The organism is Saccharothrix sp. NBAS 001, from assembly GCF_056640475.1.
On record NZ_CM153251.1, the window covers coordinates 6,772,678 to 6,788,103 of the forward strand.

Genomic DNA, 15,426 nt, shown 5'->3' on the forward strand with positions numbered 1-15,426 from the left:
GCTTAGCAATGAGCTACTTTGGCTTAGTGCTAAGCAACCGATTGGTCACCGCGCTGGGCCCGGCCATCTGGGGCACCACCTACTTCGTCACCACCCAGTACCTGCCGCCGGACCGCCCGCTGCTGGCGAGCCTGCTGCGCGCGCTGCCCGCCGGCCTCCTGCTGCTCGTGGTGGTCCGGCGACTGCCCACCGGCGACTGGTGGTGGAAGTCGCTGATACTCGGCGCGCTGAACATCGGCGCGTTCCTGCCGCTGCTGTTCCTGGCCGCATACCGGCTGCCCGGCGGGGTGGCCGCCACGGTCGGCGCGATCCAGCCGCTGATCGTCGCCGGGCTCGCCGCCGCCGTGCTCGGTCAGCGGATCACGCTGCGGGTCGGGTTGGCGGCCGTCGCCGGGATCGTCGGGGTGAGCCTGCTGGTGCTGCGGGCCAACGCGCAGCTGGACTGGCTGGGCGTGGCCGCGGCGTTCGGCGGCGCGGTGGTGATGGCCTCCGGGACCGTGCTGGGCAAGCGGTGGGCGTCGCCGGCACCGCTGCTCGCCACCACCGGCTGGCAGCTCGTCGCGGGCGGCCTGCTGCTCCTGCCCGCCACCTTCCTGGTGGAGGGCCCGCCGCCGGCGCTGACCGCGACGAACGTGGCCGGGTACGCGTACCTGGCGGTCATCGGCGCGGCGCTGTCCTACAGCCTGTGGTTCCGCGGCGTGAAGCTGCTGGCGGCGACCGAGGTGACGTTCCTCGGCCTGCTCAGCCCGGTGGTCGCGACGACGGTCGGCTGGCTGGCGCTCGGCCAGGACTTGACGGTGGCGCAGGTGTCCGGCGCCGTGATCGTGCTCGCCGCGCTGGTCGTGGCGCAGACCAGAGGGGGGAACGGGAATGCGGATCACCGTGTTCGGGGCGACCGGGGGCGTCGGCAGCCGGGTGGTGGCCGAGGCGTCGCGTCGCGGGCATGACGTCGTCGCGGTCTCGCGGTTCGGCCGCGCGGGGTGCCGCGTGGGCGACGCGAACGCCGCCGCCGACGTGACCCGGCTCGGCGCCGGCCAGGACGTCGTGATCGGCGCGACCCGGCCGGTCGACGGGCGGGAGCACGAACTCGCGGCCACCGCGAAGGCGCTGCTGGACGGCGTGCGGCCGACCGGGGCGCGGCTGCTGCTGGTCGGCGGCGCGAGCAGCCTGGTCCGGCCGGACGGGGTGCTGGTGCAGGACGCGCCGGACTTCCCGGCGTTCCTGCGGCCGATCGCGCTGGCGTGCACCGCGCAGCTGGAGGTCGTCCGGGCGGAGTCCGAAGTGGACTGGACGTACCTGAGCCCGCCGCTCGCGCTGGAGCCGGGCACCCGGACCGGCCGCTACCGGCTCGGCCGCGACGAGCTGGTGGTGACCTCCGGCGGGGACTCCGCGATCTCGCTGGAGGACTTCGCGGTGGCCCTGCTGGACGAGGCCGAACGGCCGCGGCACAGCAGGGCCAGGTTCACCGTCGGGTACTGAACCGGGGGTGGGCCCGTGCGCCGGACCCACCCCGTCCGGTCAGCTCGGGCCGGAACACGCTCGGGCGTCGGGGTCCCGGGCCGCCTTCGGCACCCACCGGACGTTCGCGAACGACGCCTCGAACGCGCCGTCGGTGTAGACCAGGAACGGTGTGTTGACGTTCTCCAGGTCCAGACCCCCGGCCGCGAAGCACGCCACCGGGATCTTCACCGTCGCCCTCGCCCCGACCGGCAGGCCGCCGAAGATCCCGGTGGCGTCGACTTCCGCGAAGCACGGGTACCCGCAGTGCGCGCTCACCACGGTCCGCGCCGCCGGCGGCCGGTGCACGATCACGTCGAACACCAGGGCCGCGTTCGCGTTGAGGTAGCCCCGCAGGTCGTTGCCGCCGGCCGGGTTCTGGAGGTAGAGCTGGCCGGTACCCGTCCACGTGGTCCGCAACGCGTCGCCCTGCACGTTCACGTCCGCCGGGCGCACGCCGACCGTGCTGTGCGCGGCCTCGCCGTCCGGACCGATCTCGGTACCGCCCCAGTTGTCCGGCGAGCCGATGAAACCCTTGTACGGCGCGATGTCCCGCCGGTTGAACAGCTCCAGGTCCTCGGTCGCGGTGCCGCCGCCACCGTCGCCCGAGCAGCCGGCAGGCGACGTCTCGTCCAGCTTGCCGACGCGCCCGGTCTGCCACGACCTCAGGCCGTACCCGGGCTTGAACAACGGGTCGTAGCCCGCCTGGCCGGGGTTGAGCGGCGTCTGGCACGCGCTGCGCGGCCACGAGTACGACAGCGTCCCGGTGAAGCCCGGGTACGTGTAACGCCCGCGCACCAGCAGATCCGCCACACCACCGCCTTCGGCCCCCGGCAGCCACGCGGCTACGAACGCGTCGGAGCGGTTGAGTTCCTTGTTGACGTGCAACGGACGTCCGGACACGTAGACCGTGACGACCGGGGCGCCGCGACCGCGGACCTTGTCCAGCACCGCCAAATCCTCCGGGTGGAGCTTGGCCGCCTCCAGGGTGCGCTTGCCCAGGTCGCCGGTGCCTTCGGCGTACGGGGTCTCGCCGATGACCGCGATCACCGCGTCGAAGCCCGCCGGGTCGACGTCACCTGTCTCGGAGAACACCACGTTCCCGTCCCCCAACGCTTCGCGCAGCCCACCGAGCACCGTGGTGCCGTTGGGGAAGTCGGCGTTGGTGTTCCCGGTGCCCTGCCAGCTCAACGTCCAGCCGCCGGTCTGGTTCTGGAGGCTGTCCGCGCTCTTGCCGACCACCAGCACCTTGGCGTGCGGCTTGAGCGGCAGCACGCGGTTGTCGTTCTTCAGCAGCACCTGCGATTTCCGCACGGCCTCGCGGGCGGTCTTGCGCGCCTGCAACGCCTGGGCCGAACCCGCGTGCTCGCGCGCCGAGGGCCGCACGCCGTCGAGCACACCGCTGCGCAGCTTCACCCGGAGGATCCTGGTGACCGCGTCGTCGATGCGGGACAACGGGATCCGGCCGTCCTCGACCTGGGCGACGGTGTTGGCGATGAACGCCTTCCAGTCGTCGGGGACCATGACGACGTCGATGCCGGCGTTGATCGCCTGCGGGCAACTGGCGTTCGTGCAGCCGGGGACCTGGCCGATGCCGTTCCAGTCCGACACGACCAGGCCGTCGAACCCGATCTTGCCCTTGAGGACGTCGGTCACCGCGAGCCGGCTGCCGTGCAGCTTGCCCTCCTCGATCCCCAGGTCGGCGTTGGTCCAGCTGTTGAACGACACCATCACGGTCTGCGCGCCGGCCGCCAGCGCGCCGTAGTAGCCCTGGCCGTGCAGGTCGACCATCTCGGCGGCGGACGACGGGGTGACGCCCTGGTCCTTGCCGCCGAGCGTGCCGCCGTCGCCGATGAAGTGCTTGGCGGTGGCCAGCACGTCCACCCGGCGGCGGCCGTCGCCCTGGAGGCCGCGCACGGCCTCGTAGCCGTACGCGCGGGTGATCTCCGGCTCCTCGGCGAAGCCCTCGTAGGTCCGGCCCCAGCGGTCGTCGCGGACCACGGCCAGGGTCGGCGCGAACGCCCAGTCCTGGCCGGTGGCGCGGATCTGCTCGGCGGTGGCCGCGCCGACGTCCCGGACCAGGCACGGGTCGTGCGCCGCGCCCAGGCCGATGTTGTGCGGGAAGACCGTCGCACCGTAGACGTTGTTGTTGCCGTGCACGGCGTCGATGCCCCACAGCACCGGGATCTTCGTCCGGGTCGCCGTCGAGGCGTCCCAGTAGGCGTCGGCGAGCGAGAGCCAGTCCCGCACGGCGGCGTGCTTGTCGCGGCCTGGCCACGACCCACCGCCGTTGAGGACCGTGCCGATGCCGTACCGGCGGACCTCGTCCGGCGTGATGGCGGCGATCTCCGGCTGGGTCATCTGGCCGACCTTCTCGGCCAGGGTCAGGGAGTTCACGATGCCGGCGATCCGCCGCTCGTCGGCGGGGCCGCCCTGGACGCGGCTGCGGACCCTGGGCCAGTCGACGTAGGTGGGCGAGGTCGGTTCGATCCGGGCGCAGCCGCGTTCGGTGCGGGGTTCGCCGACGACCGGCCGGCCCGGGGAGGGGTCCGCGCTCGCGACCCCGGTGGTCAGACCGGTGGCGAGCAGCACGGCGAGCGCGGTACCCAGGTGTCTGCGGGACATCTGCTGATCCGTTCGTCGACGGGGCGGCGGCGGGCTCCAGCCGATCCTCACCGGGTCCGACCGGCCCGGTCAAGACTTTCGTGAGAGCGCTTCCGCGCAGGTCGGGATCGGGTGCGGCGGCCGGTGGCGGAACCGCGCCGCCGCAGGGCGGCACACTGGCGCAACACAGGTCCCCCGAGCGGGCACGAAGAGGACATGACGACCGAAGACGACCGCGCGCTGTGGGCCCGCGCGGCGGCCGGCAGCGGTGCCGCGTTCGGCGTGCTGTTCGACCGGCACGCCAAGGCGGTCTACAACCACTGCTTCCGGCTCACCGCGTCGTGGTCCGCCGCCGAGGACCACCTCCAGGCCACGTTCCTGCTGGCGTGGCGCAAGCGGGCCCGCGTCCGGCTGGAGCACGAGTCGGCGCTGCCGTGGCTGCTCGCCGTGGCCACCAACGTGGTGCGCGGCGAGCGGCGCACGTTCGCCCGGCGGCTGCGGCTGCTCAACCGGGTGCCCGTCGAACCGCCCGTCCCCGACCACGCCGACCAGGTCGCCGCGCGGGTCGACGACCAGCGGCGGATGTCCGCGCTGCTGGCGGCGGTGGACCGGCTGCCGCGCGCCGAGCGCGAGGCGCTGGCGCTGTGCGTGTGGTCGGGCGTGTCGTACGCCGACGCGTCCGCCGTGCTCGGCATCGCCGAGGGCAGCGTGCGGGCGCGGGTCAGCCGGGCGAAGGCGCGGCTGGCGAGGCTGCTCGGCACCGGCCCGGACGTCGTCCCGTTCACCCCGCTCGCCGTGGAGGACCGATGAACACCACCCTGCCCCCCGCCCGCGACCTGCCGCCCGGCCGGCACGCCGAGATCCGCGACGCGGTCGAACGCGCGATCACCGGGCGGCGGCCGGCGCGGCGGCACGCGGCCGTCCTGGCCGCCGCTGCCGCCGTGGTGGCCCTGGCCGTCGTGCTCACGCCGGACGTGTCCCGGCCCGCCGAGGACGCCCTCGACCCGGCGCAGAGCGCGCCCACCGCCGCGAAGGCGGACCTGTCCCCGCAGCGCGTCGCGGAGATCGAGGCCGGGTGTTCGGCATCGGCGCGGATCAGCCCGCCGGCCCGGCTGTACCAGTACCGGGAGGACGCGGCGGGCAAGTACGCGGTGCTCTACACCTCCGGCTACCTGCTCCCCTGCACGGTCGACGGCCCGTTCGTGCCGTTCGACTCCGGCTACCTCTACCTGACCGCGCTGGACTGGCTGCCCGGTTACTTCTCGGTCGACCACACCGGCGGCACCAGCGGCGGGCGACCGCTCGGCGACGACAAGCGCCCGGACCCCCGGGCCTGGCGGGTGGCGGTCGGCCGGGTCGGCACCAAAGTGGCCAGGGTGACCTACACCTACGACGGCACGACCGTGGACGCGACCATCGCCGACGGCACCTACCTGGCGCGGATCGTCTACCCGTCGAAGCGGGAACTCCCCTACGACGGCACGACCGGCGAAGTCCGCGCGTACGACCGGAACGGCCGGTTCCTCGGCACCAGCGCGGACATCGCGCGGCAGTGCTACCTGCGGCCGGACGGCGCGGTGGTCTACGGCAGCCAGTTCTCGTCGGACCCGGCGACGTGCGTGCCCGCCCTGCCGTGGCGCTAGGTCAGGCGGGTGGGCGTCCGCCGATCCCCCGGTACGGCAAGGTCTGGCTGTAGACGATGCTCGTGGTGGTGGTGCCGAACGCCGTCAGGTCGTTGACGACCTTCTCCAGGTGCGCCATGGAACCGGCGGCGACCTTGAGCGTGTAGCAGTCCTCGCCCGTGGTGCGCAGGCACTCCAGGATCTCCGAGCGCTCGGCGAGCAGCGCGTGCAGCGGCTCGTGCCGGTTGCCGGGGTACTTGAGGCGCACCACGGCGAGCACGCCGTAGCCGACCTTGTCCAGGTCGACGGTGGCGCGGTAGCCGGTGATGACGCCGGCCTGCTCCAGGCGCTTGACCCGTTCCGTGGTGGCCGACGCGCTGAGGTTGACCCGGCGGCCCAGCTCGGTGAGCGCGACCCGGCCGTCCTGTTGCAGCTCGGCGAGGATCGCCCAGTCCGTCGCATCCAGGGTCTCGGTCATCCGGCCAATCTACCGTGGAATCCACGGCACGGACGGGGTGATGCCGTGAGGAGTCCCTTCACCGTCACGCCGGCCCGACCTAATCTTGGGCACGTGCTGATCGGTGTGAACGTCCCCAACTTCGGCCCCGGCACGTCCCCGGCGGTGCTGCGCGACTGGGCGCGGACCGTGGAGGGGCTGGGGTACGACCTGCTGATGGTGTCCGACCACGTGGCGATCACGCCGGACGTCGCCGAGCAGTACCCCGCGCCGTTCTACGAGCCGTTCACCACGCTGTCGTGGCTCGCCGGGGTGACCGACCGGATCTCGTTGGGCACCACCGTGCTGATCGCGCCGTACCGGCACCCGCTGCTGGTGGCGCGGATGGCCGCGAACCTGCACCAGCTCAGCGGGCAGCGGCTGGTGCTCGGGGTCGGCGTCGGGTGGGCGCGGCAGGAGTTCGCGGCGCTGGGCGTGCCCTTCGGGCAGCGCGGGAAGCTGACCGACGACCTCGTCGGCACGCTTCGGCGGGCGTGGCGGGACGAGGCCGACTACGGTTCGGGGCCGATCCCGATCTGGGTCGGCGGGCACAGCGACGGCGCGTTGCGGCGGGCCGTGCGGCACGGCGACGCGTGGCACAGCCTGCGGTTGACGCATTCCGCGTGGCAGGAGTCGTTGTCCCGCTTGGCGGAGATCGCCGAAGAGGAGGGGAAACCGTTGCCCGCTCTGGCCCCGCGCATCCTGCTGCGGATCACCGACCGACCGTTGGCCGAACGGCGGATGGGTGAGGGCGACGTCGAACAGGTGGTCGGCGACTTGGCGCTGTTGAGGGAGCAGGGCGTGCACGCGGTCGTGCTGGACCCGTACGTCGGCGACCCGGCCGAGACGCTCGACCCGGAAGTGGCGTGGCACGCGCTCGCCACCGTGCGAAAGGAATTCCGTTGAACGAACAGCACTTGCGGCGCGCGATCGCCCTGGCCGCCGAGGCCCGCGCGGGCGGCAACCCGCCGTTCGGCTCGCTCCTGGTCGGGCCGGACGGGGCGGTGTTGGCCGAGGAGCGCAACACCAGCCTGACCGACCGGGACATCACCGCCCACCCGGAGCTGAAGCTGGCCCGGTGGGCGGCCCGCGAGCTGTCGCCCGAGGTCGCCGCGGGGACGACGATGTACACCAGTTGCGAGCCGTGCGGGATGTGCGCGGGGGCGCTGGCCCGGTCCGGCCTCGGGCACGTCGTGTTCGCCCTGTCGGCCGAGCAGCTCAACGGCCTCAAGACCGCCGGCGGCTTCCCCTCCGTGCCCACCGAGGGGCCCGCGCTGTACGACGAAGCGAGCGCGGCGGTGCGCGGGTACTACCCCTGAGGGTGTCGCGCGACCCGGCGACCGGTTGTCCGGGTGGAAAGAATAAATCCACCCGGACCGCGAATAGACCGCCACCTGACCACCCCCGCAATACTGCGGAAATCAAGTCGTCGCACGATCGGCGACATTGTCCGATTCAGCCGTGACGGCCGGAAGTCTTGCCGAACGAGCCATGAATCGGAAGTGAACGGATCCGCGCCGGATCGCCTGTTGGATACGTTGGGCGCATGAGCCAGTCGGTGCCTTTTTTGCAGACCGTCCAGCAACTCGCCGACACCACGCCACTGACGGATCCCCAGGTCATTATCGGTGCCGCTTCGGCCTTGCTGACGATTGTCGTCTCCCTCGCCGCGGGCTGGTCCAGGCGCAAGCAGATCAGTTGGCGGGTGCACCTGGACGCGCCGATCGGACGCGCCCCGACGCTCGGCGACAACATGATCGACGTCGACTTGCGGGACCGACGCCGGGGCGGGGCGTCGGTCCCCGACGCGGGTTTGGCGTTGATCCGCATCATGAACACCGGCAGCGCCGCCGTCGGGGCCGCCGACTTCGAGGTCCCGCTGCACCTGGAGTTCGGCGGCCGCCGGGTGATCGACGTCGACATCGTCGAGGCCAAGCAGCCCGTGCTCCGCATGTTCCAGCAGAACAAGTCCTGGCCGCCGGTCGGCGACGACAAGCTGGACCTGCCCAAGATCCCGCTCAACCGGGGCGACCGGCTCAAACTGCTGGTGCTGCTGTCCGGCGATCCCGCCGACGACACCAAGACCGTGGACTGCGACGGCATCATCCACGGCGGCAGGCTCGTGCACGACACGGCGCGCGGCGACGGCCCGAGCAGGCGCACCCTGTGGCTCAGCGCCGGGATGGCGATAGTGCTCACCGCGTCGGCCGCCCTGATCGTCACCGGTCTGTACGGCCAGCGGGGTTCGGACTGCGTCGCCGGAACCATCAGGATCGAAGGCTCCAGCGCCTTCGCGCCGGCCACCGGGAAACTCGCCGAGGAGTACAAGAAGGGCTGCCCGGAAGGCGACGTCCAGTCCGCGCCCAACGCCAGCAACGACGGGGTCACCCACCTGAACGACACGAAGGGTTCCGGCGTGCTCACCATCGCGATGAGCGACGGCGAGGCGACCGGGGCGTACTCCGGCCTGGCCGGCCGCCAGGTGGGGAACGTGACGTTCGCGATCGTGGTCAACGACAGCGTCGGCGAGAAGAACCTGAGCAAGAGCGAAATCCAAGCCCTCTACAAAGGCGAACGGCCAACCTGGGGCCCCGGCCAACCGGTCCGCCTGGTGGGCCGCACCTCCCCGTCCGGCACCCGGGCCGCGTTCCAGCGCACCATCCTGGGCGATGCCCGGGAAATCGACTTCAACTCCTCCGACTGCGAGGTGCCGATCCCGGACAAGAGGGACGTGCCCGTCCTGAAGTGCGAGAAGTCGAATTCGGAGGACGTCGCCAACAAGGTGGCCGGCACCGCCGGTGCCATCGGGTACGTGGAGTACACCAAAGCCAAGGAATCGAAGGGCGTCCACATCGTCTCGATCGACGGGACGAGCCCGTCCCCGGGCACCGACCAGGCGAACTACCCGTTCCAGGTGCCGGAGTACCTCTACACCTACGGCCAGCCCGAGCCGGGCAGCCTGACCGGCTCGTTCCTGAACTTCGTGGCGAGCCAACGAGGCAAGGCCGTCATCGCCGAGATGCGGTTCGCCATCAAATGAGCCGGCCGCCGACGGCACCGGGCCCACGCCCGGCCCCCGAGGCACCGACGCGGCCGACCGGCCGTGAGCGCGCGCCGACCCGGCCCGGTCCAGCGTGATCGGCTCGGGGTCGGCCGGGCGACGGCCGGGTTGCGGGACGACCACCGGTACGATCGACGGCAATTCCACCGTTTGATCGGGTATTCCACTCGGCAACTAATCCTTGCACGCGGAACGCTTGCCCCGATCGCGACCGCATTACGAGACGCAGTACATTCGGCGAACCTTTCCGAGGTTTGTCGACAACGACCGGCGTTGCTGCATCACGCCACACCCGATCGAGGTGACGAGGTACGTCGGGACGCGACCGGATTCACCTTTGACAGTGAATACACCGAGGTCCGGGGCGTGCCAGGCGACAACACGGACTCCGCGCGATTCGACTCACCGAACCAATCACGAGGAATGCCCGTCCCCCATAAGGCGTAAATTCGCCCACCCGTGGGGTGAGACCCGCACGAAGACGGATTCACCGCCGCGCAGTGCTGCCAACATATCCCCCAGCGGCGGGGAAGGCGGCGATATCGGGTGTCGACGGGGATGGTGTGCTCGTTCGCCGAACTCGACGCGCTCGGCGAAGCCCTGCGCGTCGACGTGCGGGTTTTCCCCTTCGACGTGGGCCACCACGGCGCGACCCGCGAGGAGCGGCTGACCGTCGTGGCGCGGGCGCACCGCGACCTGGCGGCGCGCGGCCTGGTCCGCGCGGGCGAGTTCGCGCCCGAGCTGGTCGAGTCGCTGCGCCTGCTCGCCGGCGGCCGGGTCGCCGTGGCGCTGGTGGGCACCTCCGGTGCGGACCGGCCGCTGGCGCTGGCCGTGGCGGACGACCGCGCGGGCCTGCTGGCCGTGGGCGGCGAAGCCTCCATCACGTTCCACCGCGCGCACCCGGACGCCGTGCTGCCCGCGCTGGTCGACCTGCTGCCCCCGGTGCGGCCGGGGCCGGGCTCGTCGGTGACCGTGGTCGACACGTCGAAACCGGCCCGGACCCCGGACGAGGACTTCTCCGAGTTCCGCTTCACCAGCGCCCTCAAGCCCGCCGCACCGTCCGCGCGGGCGGCGGTGGAGGAGATCCTGCGCCGGCCCCGGCTGGGCGCGGGCTACTTCGCGGTCACGGCGGACGGCGCGGACCGGGGCACGCTCGGCTACCTGGACACCGACCAGGGCCGCTACGCCGTCCTGCCGGGAGCGGACGACGGCGTGGTCTCGGCCACCTACACCCCGGCCGACCACGCCGCGCTGACCCGTCACCTGGCCCGCCTGTCCGCGACCGGGTCCGACGTCCTCCGGGGAGGGAGATCACCGTGGCGGTAGGCGGTTTCGTCCAGGGGATCGGCGACATGTCCGGCGCGGTCCAGGGGTTCCGGGCCGCCACCGCGGCGGGCTTCACGATCAGCCCCGAGGGTGCGCAGGCCCTCGTCGACGCCATCGACGACATGCTCGCCGGCACGGCCACCGCGCTGATGAAGGCCGAGGTGCTCGGCCAGGAACCCCAGCTGGGCACGACGCCGGCGGCGCGCGTCTACCGACCGTTCCTGGCGACCATCGCGAGCGACCCGGCGCAGGGCTTCGTCCCCGCCGTCCACCGGCTCCAAGCCGATCTCCAGCAGTTGCGCGCCGAGGTGGTGAGCGCGATCAGCACCTACCGGCGCACCGACGACGACCGCGCCCACGACCTCAAGAACACCGGTGGTTCACCACAGAGCGCTTGACCTATCAGGGAGCACCTGTGAACTCACGACTCGGCCTGGCGGGCCTGCTGGCCGCGCTGCTCGCCGTCACCGCCTGCGGCGCCCAGGTCGCGGGCGTGGCCAGACGCGCGTCGACCACCTCGGTCAGCGCGACGAGCAACCCCGGCGGCAACGTGACCGGCAGCCCGCCGAGCGCGGCCGACCCGGGCGGGTCGCTGGAGAAGGCCGCCCCGTGCACCCTGCTGACCAAGGGCGAGGCGGAGAGCGCGCTGGGGCTGTCCCGGGTGGAGCCCGCCGAGGAGAAGATCGGCACCGCGCGGGTGTGCACGTTCTCGAACAAGGCCGGTGCGCTCGGCGTGGGCATCCGCACCAACGTGGGGTTGGCGGGCGTGGCGGCCAACGGCGGCCAGGTCAAGGAGATCAACGTCGGCGACCGGCCGGCCAAGGAGCTGCTCGGCGCGACCGGCAGTTGCGGGATCTACCTCGGGGTCGGCCCGTCCTCGCGCGTCGACGTGGTGCTCAACACCGCGCAGAGCGGCGAGGACCCCTGTCCGCTGGCACGGCGGATAGCGGAGCTGGTCGAACCGAGACTGCCGTAGCGACCGGCGGGGAGGGGGAGGGCATGAACGAGGGGGCACCGGGCCGGCCGTCGGACGTCTACCACCGCTACCACCTGGACCGGCACGCCGAGGCGCACACCGGCGAGGAGTTGCAGGACCGGGTGCGGCGGGAGCACCGGGAGCGCTACGGGCCGTTCGGCGGCTACGTCGGCGCGATCATGGACCCGGGTCGGGTGGACGACCTGCTCGACCGCCAGGCGGCCCAGCTCAAGGACGGGGTGCTCACCCGGACCGCGCCGGACCAGCCCGGCACGTACTACCTGGGCATCTCGCACCAGCAGCTCTACGACGGCGTCCACGACGGCGTCGACCCGGCCCAGGTCGGCGAGATCGCCTCGATGTGGACCGACCTGGGCAACCGCCTGGCCACCTTCAACGAGAACCTCGTCACCGCGATCGGCAACAGCGAGGGCGAGTGGGTCGGCGAAGCCGGGGACCACGCGCGGCAGGCGTTGGCGCGCATGGGCAACCGCGCCGGGGAGACCGGCGTTTCGGCGCAGCTGGCGGGCACGCTGTTCACGCAGCAGTCGCGGGCGTTGGCCGACGCCAAGAACAGCGTCCCCCCGCCGCCCGCCCGGCCGTTCGACGTGCAGGAGGCCAACGACCGGCTGTTGCGGATCACCGATCCCATCCAGATCATCCAGCAGGCGGCGGCCGACCGGGCGGCGTTCGAGCAGCAGCAGAAGGACCACCGGGAAGCGGCCCGGGTCGTCGAGACCTACGACCGGACGGTGGCGCAGACGGCTGCGGCGCAGCCCGCGTTCGCGCCTCCTCCTGTTGTGGCGCAACAGGATTCCGTGGCCGAGGCCACAGTGGACGCACGTGAGTCGTCGTCACGCCGGGTTGGGCCGGTGCCGGAGGTCTCCGGTCACACCGAGACTTCCCGCTCGACGCCCACCCGACCGCCGGATGTCGGACGGACGGAGCCGGGCGGGCCGCTGCCGGTCGGCGGGGTCACCCAGCCCAGCGGCCACGGGCAGGGCACGGAGCCGTTGCCGGGCAAGCAGGTTGGCGTGCCCGGCGGCGCGGTTCCCGGTGTCGGCGGCGGCGTGGTGCCGGGGCCGGTGCCCGGCGGGCGGGGCGGGTCGGCGGCCAACGGGGCGGGCGGCGGTCGTGCCGGCGGCTCGGCGGGACGCGGTGGTGCGGGGCGGATCGGCGGCGGTGGCGGCACGGGGGCCGGTCGGCCCGGGATCGGCGGGACGGGCGTCGGCGCGCCCGGGATCGGCGGCCCTGGGCTTGCCGGGCCGGGCGGGGCGTCCGGGGTCGGGCCGCCCGGGGGCGCGACGAGTGGCGGGGCCCGGGGTGGCGGACCGGGCGGGGTGCGTGGCGGCGGTGGAGCGGCCGGTGTGGGCCCGGTCGTCGGCGGCGGGGCGCCTCGGGAGGAGGACGCCGAGCACCAGACGCCGTCGTACCTGCTGGAGCCGGATCCCGACGAGGTGTTCGGGGCGTCGGGGACGAGTGCGCCGCCGGTGATCGGCGACTGGGACCGGTGAAGGGGCGGCTCGGCCGGCCGCGGTGCTCCTCGGAGGTCACCAGGCCGGGTCGGCGATGTCCCGGTTCAGCACCGGGGCGATGTCGCTCTGGAACAGCTCCAGGGTCGCCCGGTGCTGCTTCTCGTCGAGGCCGTCGCGGTCGGCGGACAGGTGCATCACCTGGTGGCCGAACGCCTCGTGGTAGCGCTGCACCTTCTCCACGATCTGGGCGGGGCTCCCGATCAGCGCCGAACTGCGCGCCACGAAGTCCTCCAACGTGTGGAACACCGGCTCCAGGCCCAGTTTCTTCTGCAGCGCCAGCTTGAACTCGAAGGTCGGGCGGTAGACGTCGATCGCGTCCTGGGAGTTGCGGGCCGCGTAGTAGCCGGCGGTGCCCGCGCCCACGATCGGCGGCCCGGCGTGGCCGTGGTGCGCCCACCGCTCGCGGTAGTGGCGGATCAGGGCGGCGTACGGCTCCAGCGGGTTGGTCACGTTGGCGGAGAACAGCGGATCGCCCCAGCGGGCCGCCAGCTCCACCGACGCCTCGCTGGTCGCGCTGCCGTGCCACACCCGGATCGGCTGCTGCAACGGCTTCGGCCACACCTCGGCGTCCACGAGGGACGGTCGGTACCGGCCGGACCAGGTCACCCGGTCCTCCCGCCACAGGCGGCGGAGCAGTTCGTAGCCCTCGTTGTTGCGGTCCCACTGGTCCTCGGGCGTCACGTGGAACAGCTCGCGTTGCGCGGAGCCGTTGCCCTTGCCGATCATCAGCTCCAGGCGACCGCCCGACAGGTGGTCCAGGGTCGCGTAGTCCTCGTACGCGCGAACGGGGTCCAGCAGGCTCAACGTGGTCACGGCGGTGAACAGGCGGATGCTCGACGTGCGGGCCGCGATGTGGCTCAGCACCACGGGCGGCGACGACGAGATGAACGGGCGCTCGTGCCGCTCGCCCACCCCGTAGCCGTCGAAACCCAGTTCCTCCGCCAGCACGGCGGTGTCGACCACCTCCCGCAACCGGTCCGTCGTCGTGGACGGCGGACCGGTGTGCGTGATCAGCGTGATGAGCAGGTACTTCACGACAATCCCAGGTGGTCGCGCAGCGTCGGCCCGGTGTAGTCGGCCCGGAACACCCCGCGCTCCTGCAACAGCGGCACCACCGTGTCGGCGAACACGTCGAACCCGCCGGGGGTCACGTGCGGCACCAGGATGAACCCGTCACTGGCATCGGCCTGCACCAGGTCGTTGATCCGGCCCGCGACCGTGGCGGGCGACCCGATGAACGTCTGCCGCGCGGTCTGCTCGATGATCAGGTCGCGGATCGACAGGTTCTTCGACGCCGCCAGCTCACGCCACTCCCGCGCGGTGGCGAGGGGATCGCGGTGGCTGCGCACGCTGGCCCGGCCCTTCGCGATGGTGTGCTCCCCCACCAGCGGGTCGACCTCGGGCAGCGGCCCGTCCGGGTCGTACGCCGACAGGTCGCGGTTCCAGACCTGCTCCAGGGACTTGATCGCGGTCTGCCCGCTCACCTGCTGCCGGCGGACCTCGTGCGCCAGCTCCTGCGCCTCGGAATCGCTGTCCGCCAGCACGAACGACGCGGCGGGCAGCACCTTGAGCTGGTCGGGCGTGCGCCCGTACTTGGCCAGCCGGCCCTTGACGTCGGCGTAGAACGCCTTGCCCTCCACCAGGGTCGCGTGCCGGCTGAAGATCGCGTCGGCCTTGGCGGCGGCGAACTCCCGGCCCTCGTCGGAGTCGCCGGCCTGGAGGACCACCGGCCGGCCCTGCGGCGACCGGGGCAGGTCGAACCGGCCGGAGATGTCGAAGAACTCGTCCTGGTAGGCGAAAACGCCGTCCTGGCGCCACGAGTCGAACAGCACGGTGGCCGCGTCGAGGAACTTCTTCGCCCGTTCGTAGCGCTGGTTCTCCGGCAGGTAGCCGCCGCGCCGGAAGTTCTCGCCGGTGAACGCGTCCCACGAGGTGACCACGTTCCACGCGGCGCGCCCGCCGGAGAGGTGGTCCAGCGAGGTGAACTGCCGGGCCACCTCGAAGGGCTCGTTGAACGTGGAGTTGATGGTGCCCGCCAGCCCCAGGTGCGTGGTCACCGCGGCCAAGCCCGCCAGCACGGTGAAGGTGTCCGGGCGGCCCACCACGTCCAGGTCGTAGATCAGCCCGTTCTGCTCGCGCAGCCGCAGCCCCTCGGCCAGGAAGAAGAAGTCGAACTTGGCCCGCTCGGCGGTCTGCGCGAAGTGCGCGAACGAGGAGAACTCGATGTGGCTGCCCGCCTGCGGATCGCTCCACACAGTCGTGTTGTTCACGCCGGGGAAGTGCGCGGCGAGGTGGATCTGCTTCATCTC

General features: G+C 72.5%; 15 protein-coding genes. 11 read left to right on the forward strand and 4 right to left on the reverse strand.

Features of this window, described 5'->3' with window-relative positions; translation table 11 throughout:
• Window positions 1-8 precede the first annotated feature (8 nt).
• Together AC0HI0_RS29080 and AC0HI0_RS29085 are read left to right on the forward strand one after the other, a co-directional pair.
• Window positions 9-947: an EamA family transporter gene (locus tag AC0HI0_RS29080; RefSeq protein WP_480926688.1), complete on the forward strand. Its 939-nt coding sequence runs from the start codon at window positions 9-11 to the stop codon at window positions 945-947.
• Window positions 871-1,479 (forward strand): NAD(P)-dependent oxidoreductase, encoded by a 609-nt coding sequence (locus tag AC0HI0_RS29085; protein ID WP_480926689.1) that lies wholly within the window; start codon window positions 871-873, stop codon window positions 1,477-1,479. The genes AC0HI0_RS29080 and AC0HI0_RS29085 overlap by 77 nt, the downstream gene beginning before the upstream one ends.
• A 39-nt stretch (window positions 1,480-1,518) precedes the next feature.
• On the opposite strand, the gene AC0HI0_RS29090 is transcribed toward AC0HI0_RS29085, so the two are convergent.
• On the reverse strand, window positions 1,519-4,122 hold the full coding sequence (locus AC0HI0_RS29090; protein WP_480926690.1) for a glycoside hydrolase family 3 N-terminal domain-containing protein: 2,604 nt from the start codon (window positions 4,120-4,122) through the stop codon (window positions 1,519-1,521).
• 195 nt (window positions 4,123-4,317) lie between these two features.
• On the opposite strand from AC0HI0_RS29090, the gene AC0HI0_RS29095 reads away from it, so the two are divergent.
• Both AC0HI0_RS29095 and AC0HI0_RS29100 read left to right on the forward strand, forming a co-directional pair.
• Window positions 4,318-4,911 (forward strand): RNA polymerase sigma factor, encoded by a 594-nt coding sequence (locus tag AC0HI0_RS29095; RefSeq protein ID WP_480926691.1) that lies wholly within the window; start codon window positions 4,318-4,320, stop codon window positions 4,909-4,911.
• A complete protein-coding gene (locus AC0HI0_RS29100; protein ID WP_480926692.1) occupies window positions 4,908-5,744 on the forward strand; it encodes a hypothetical protein in 837 nt (278 codons plus the stop codon). Before AC0HI0_RS29095 ends, AC0HI0_RS29100 begins: the two co-directional genes overlap by 4 nt.
• A gap of 1 nt (window position 5,745) precedes the next feature.
• On the opposite strand, the gene AC0HI0_RS29105 is transcribed toward AC0HI0_RS29100, so the two are convergent.
• Entirely contained in the window at window positions 5,746-6,201 is a 456-nt protein-coding gene (locus AC0HI0_RS29105; RefSeq protein WP_480926693.1) for an Lrp/AsnC family transcriptional regulator, read from the reverse strand.
• 93 nt (window positions 6,202-6,294) lie between these two features.
• Between AC0HI0_RS29105 and AC0HI0_RS29110 the strand changes: the two genes are divergently transcribed.
• From AC0HI0_RS29110 to AC0HI0_RS29140, 7 genes are all read left to right on the forward strand, one after another.
• Entirely contained in the window at window positions 6,295-7,125 is an 831-nt protein-coding gene (locus AC0HI0_RS29110) for an LLM class flavin-dependent oxidoreductase (RefSeq protein WP_480926694.1), read from the forward strand.
• On the forward strand, window positions 7,122-7,538 hold the full coding sequence (locus tag AC0HI0_RS29115; RefSeq protein ID WP_480926695.1) for a nucleoside deaminase: 417 nt from the start codon (window positions 7,122-7,124) through the stop codon (window positions 7,536-7,538). The genes AC0HI0_RS29110 and AC0HI0_RS29115 overlap by 4 nt, the downstream gene beginning before the upstream one ends.
• A 323-nt stretch (window positions 7,539-7,861) precedes the next feature.
• Window positions 7,862-9,259 carry a substrate-binding domain-containing protein gene (locus AC0HI0_RS29120; protein ID WP_480926696.1) on the forward strand — a complete coding sequence of 466 codons (1,398 nt, stop codon included), beginning with the start codon at window positions 7,862-7,864 and terminating at the stop codon, window positions 9,257-9,259.
• Window positions 9,260-9,826: 567 nt separating this feature from the next.
• Window positions 9,827-10,606, forward strand: coding sequence for an ESX secretion-associated protein EspG (locus tag AC0HI0_RS29125; protein WP_480926697.1), 780 nt, complete (start codon window positions 9,827-9,829; stop codon window positions 10,604-10,606).
• On the forward strand, window positions 10,597-11,004 hold the full coding sequence (locus AC0HI0_RS29130; RefSeq protein WP_480926698.1) for a hypothetical protein: 408 nt from the start codon (window positions 10,597-10,599) through the stop codon (window positions 11,002-11,004). Before AC0HI0_RS29125 ends, AC0HI0_RS29130 begins: the two co-directional genes overlap by 10 nt.
• 17 nt (window positions 11,005-11,021) lie before the next feature.
• Window positions 11,022-11,582, forward strand: a complete 561-nt coding sequence (locus tag AC0HI0_RS29135) for a DUF3558 domain-containing protein (protein ID WP_480926699.1) — start codon at window positions 11,022-11,024, stop codon at window positions 11,580-11,582.
• A gap of 23 nt (window positions 11,583-11,605) precedes the next feature.
• Complete coding sequence (locus tag AC0HI0_RS29140; RefSeq protein WP_480926700.1) at window positions 11,606-13,096, forward strand: hypothetical protein; 1,491 nt, start codon at window positions 11,606-11,608, stop codon at window positions 13,094-13,096.
• Between the two features lie 36 nt (window positions 13,097-13,132).
• Here the strand turns inward: AC0HI0_RS29140 and AC0HI0_RS29145 are convergent, their stop codons facing one another.
• Both AC0HI0_RS29145 and AC0HI0_RS29150 read right to left on the reverse strand, forming a co-directional pair.
• On the reverse strand, window positions 13,133-14,152 hold the full coding sequence (locus tag AC0HI0_RS29145) for an LLM class flavin-dependent oxidoreductase (RefSeq protein WP_480926701.1): 1,020 nt from the start codon (window positions 14,150-14,152) through the stop codon (window positions 13,133-13,135).
• On the reverse strand, window positions 14,149-15,423 hold the full coding sequence (locus AC0HI0_RS29150) for an NtaA/DmoA family FMN-dependent monooxygenase (RefSeq protein ID WP_480926702.1): 1,275 nt from the start codon (window positions 15,421-15,423) through the stop codon (window positions 14,149-14,151). The genes AC0HI0_RS29145 and AC0HI0_RS29150 overlap by 4 nt, the downstream gene beginning before the upstream one ends.
• Window positions 15,424-15,426 lie beyond the last annotated feature (3 nt).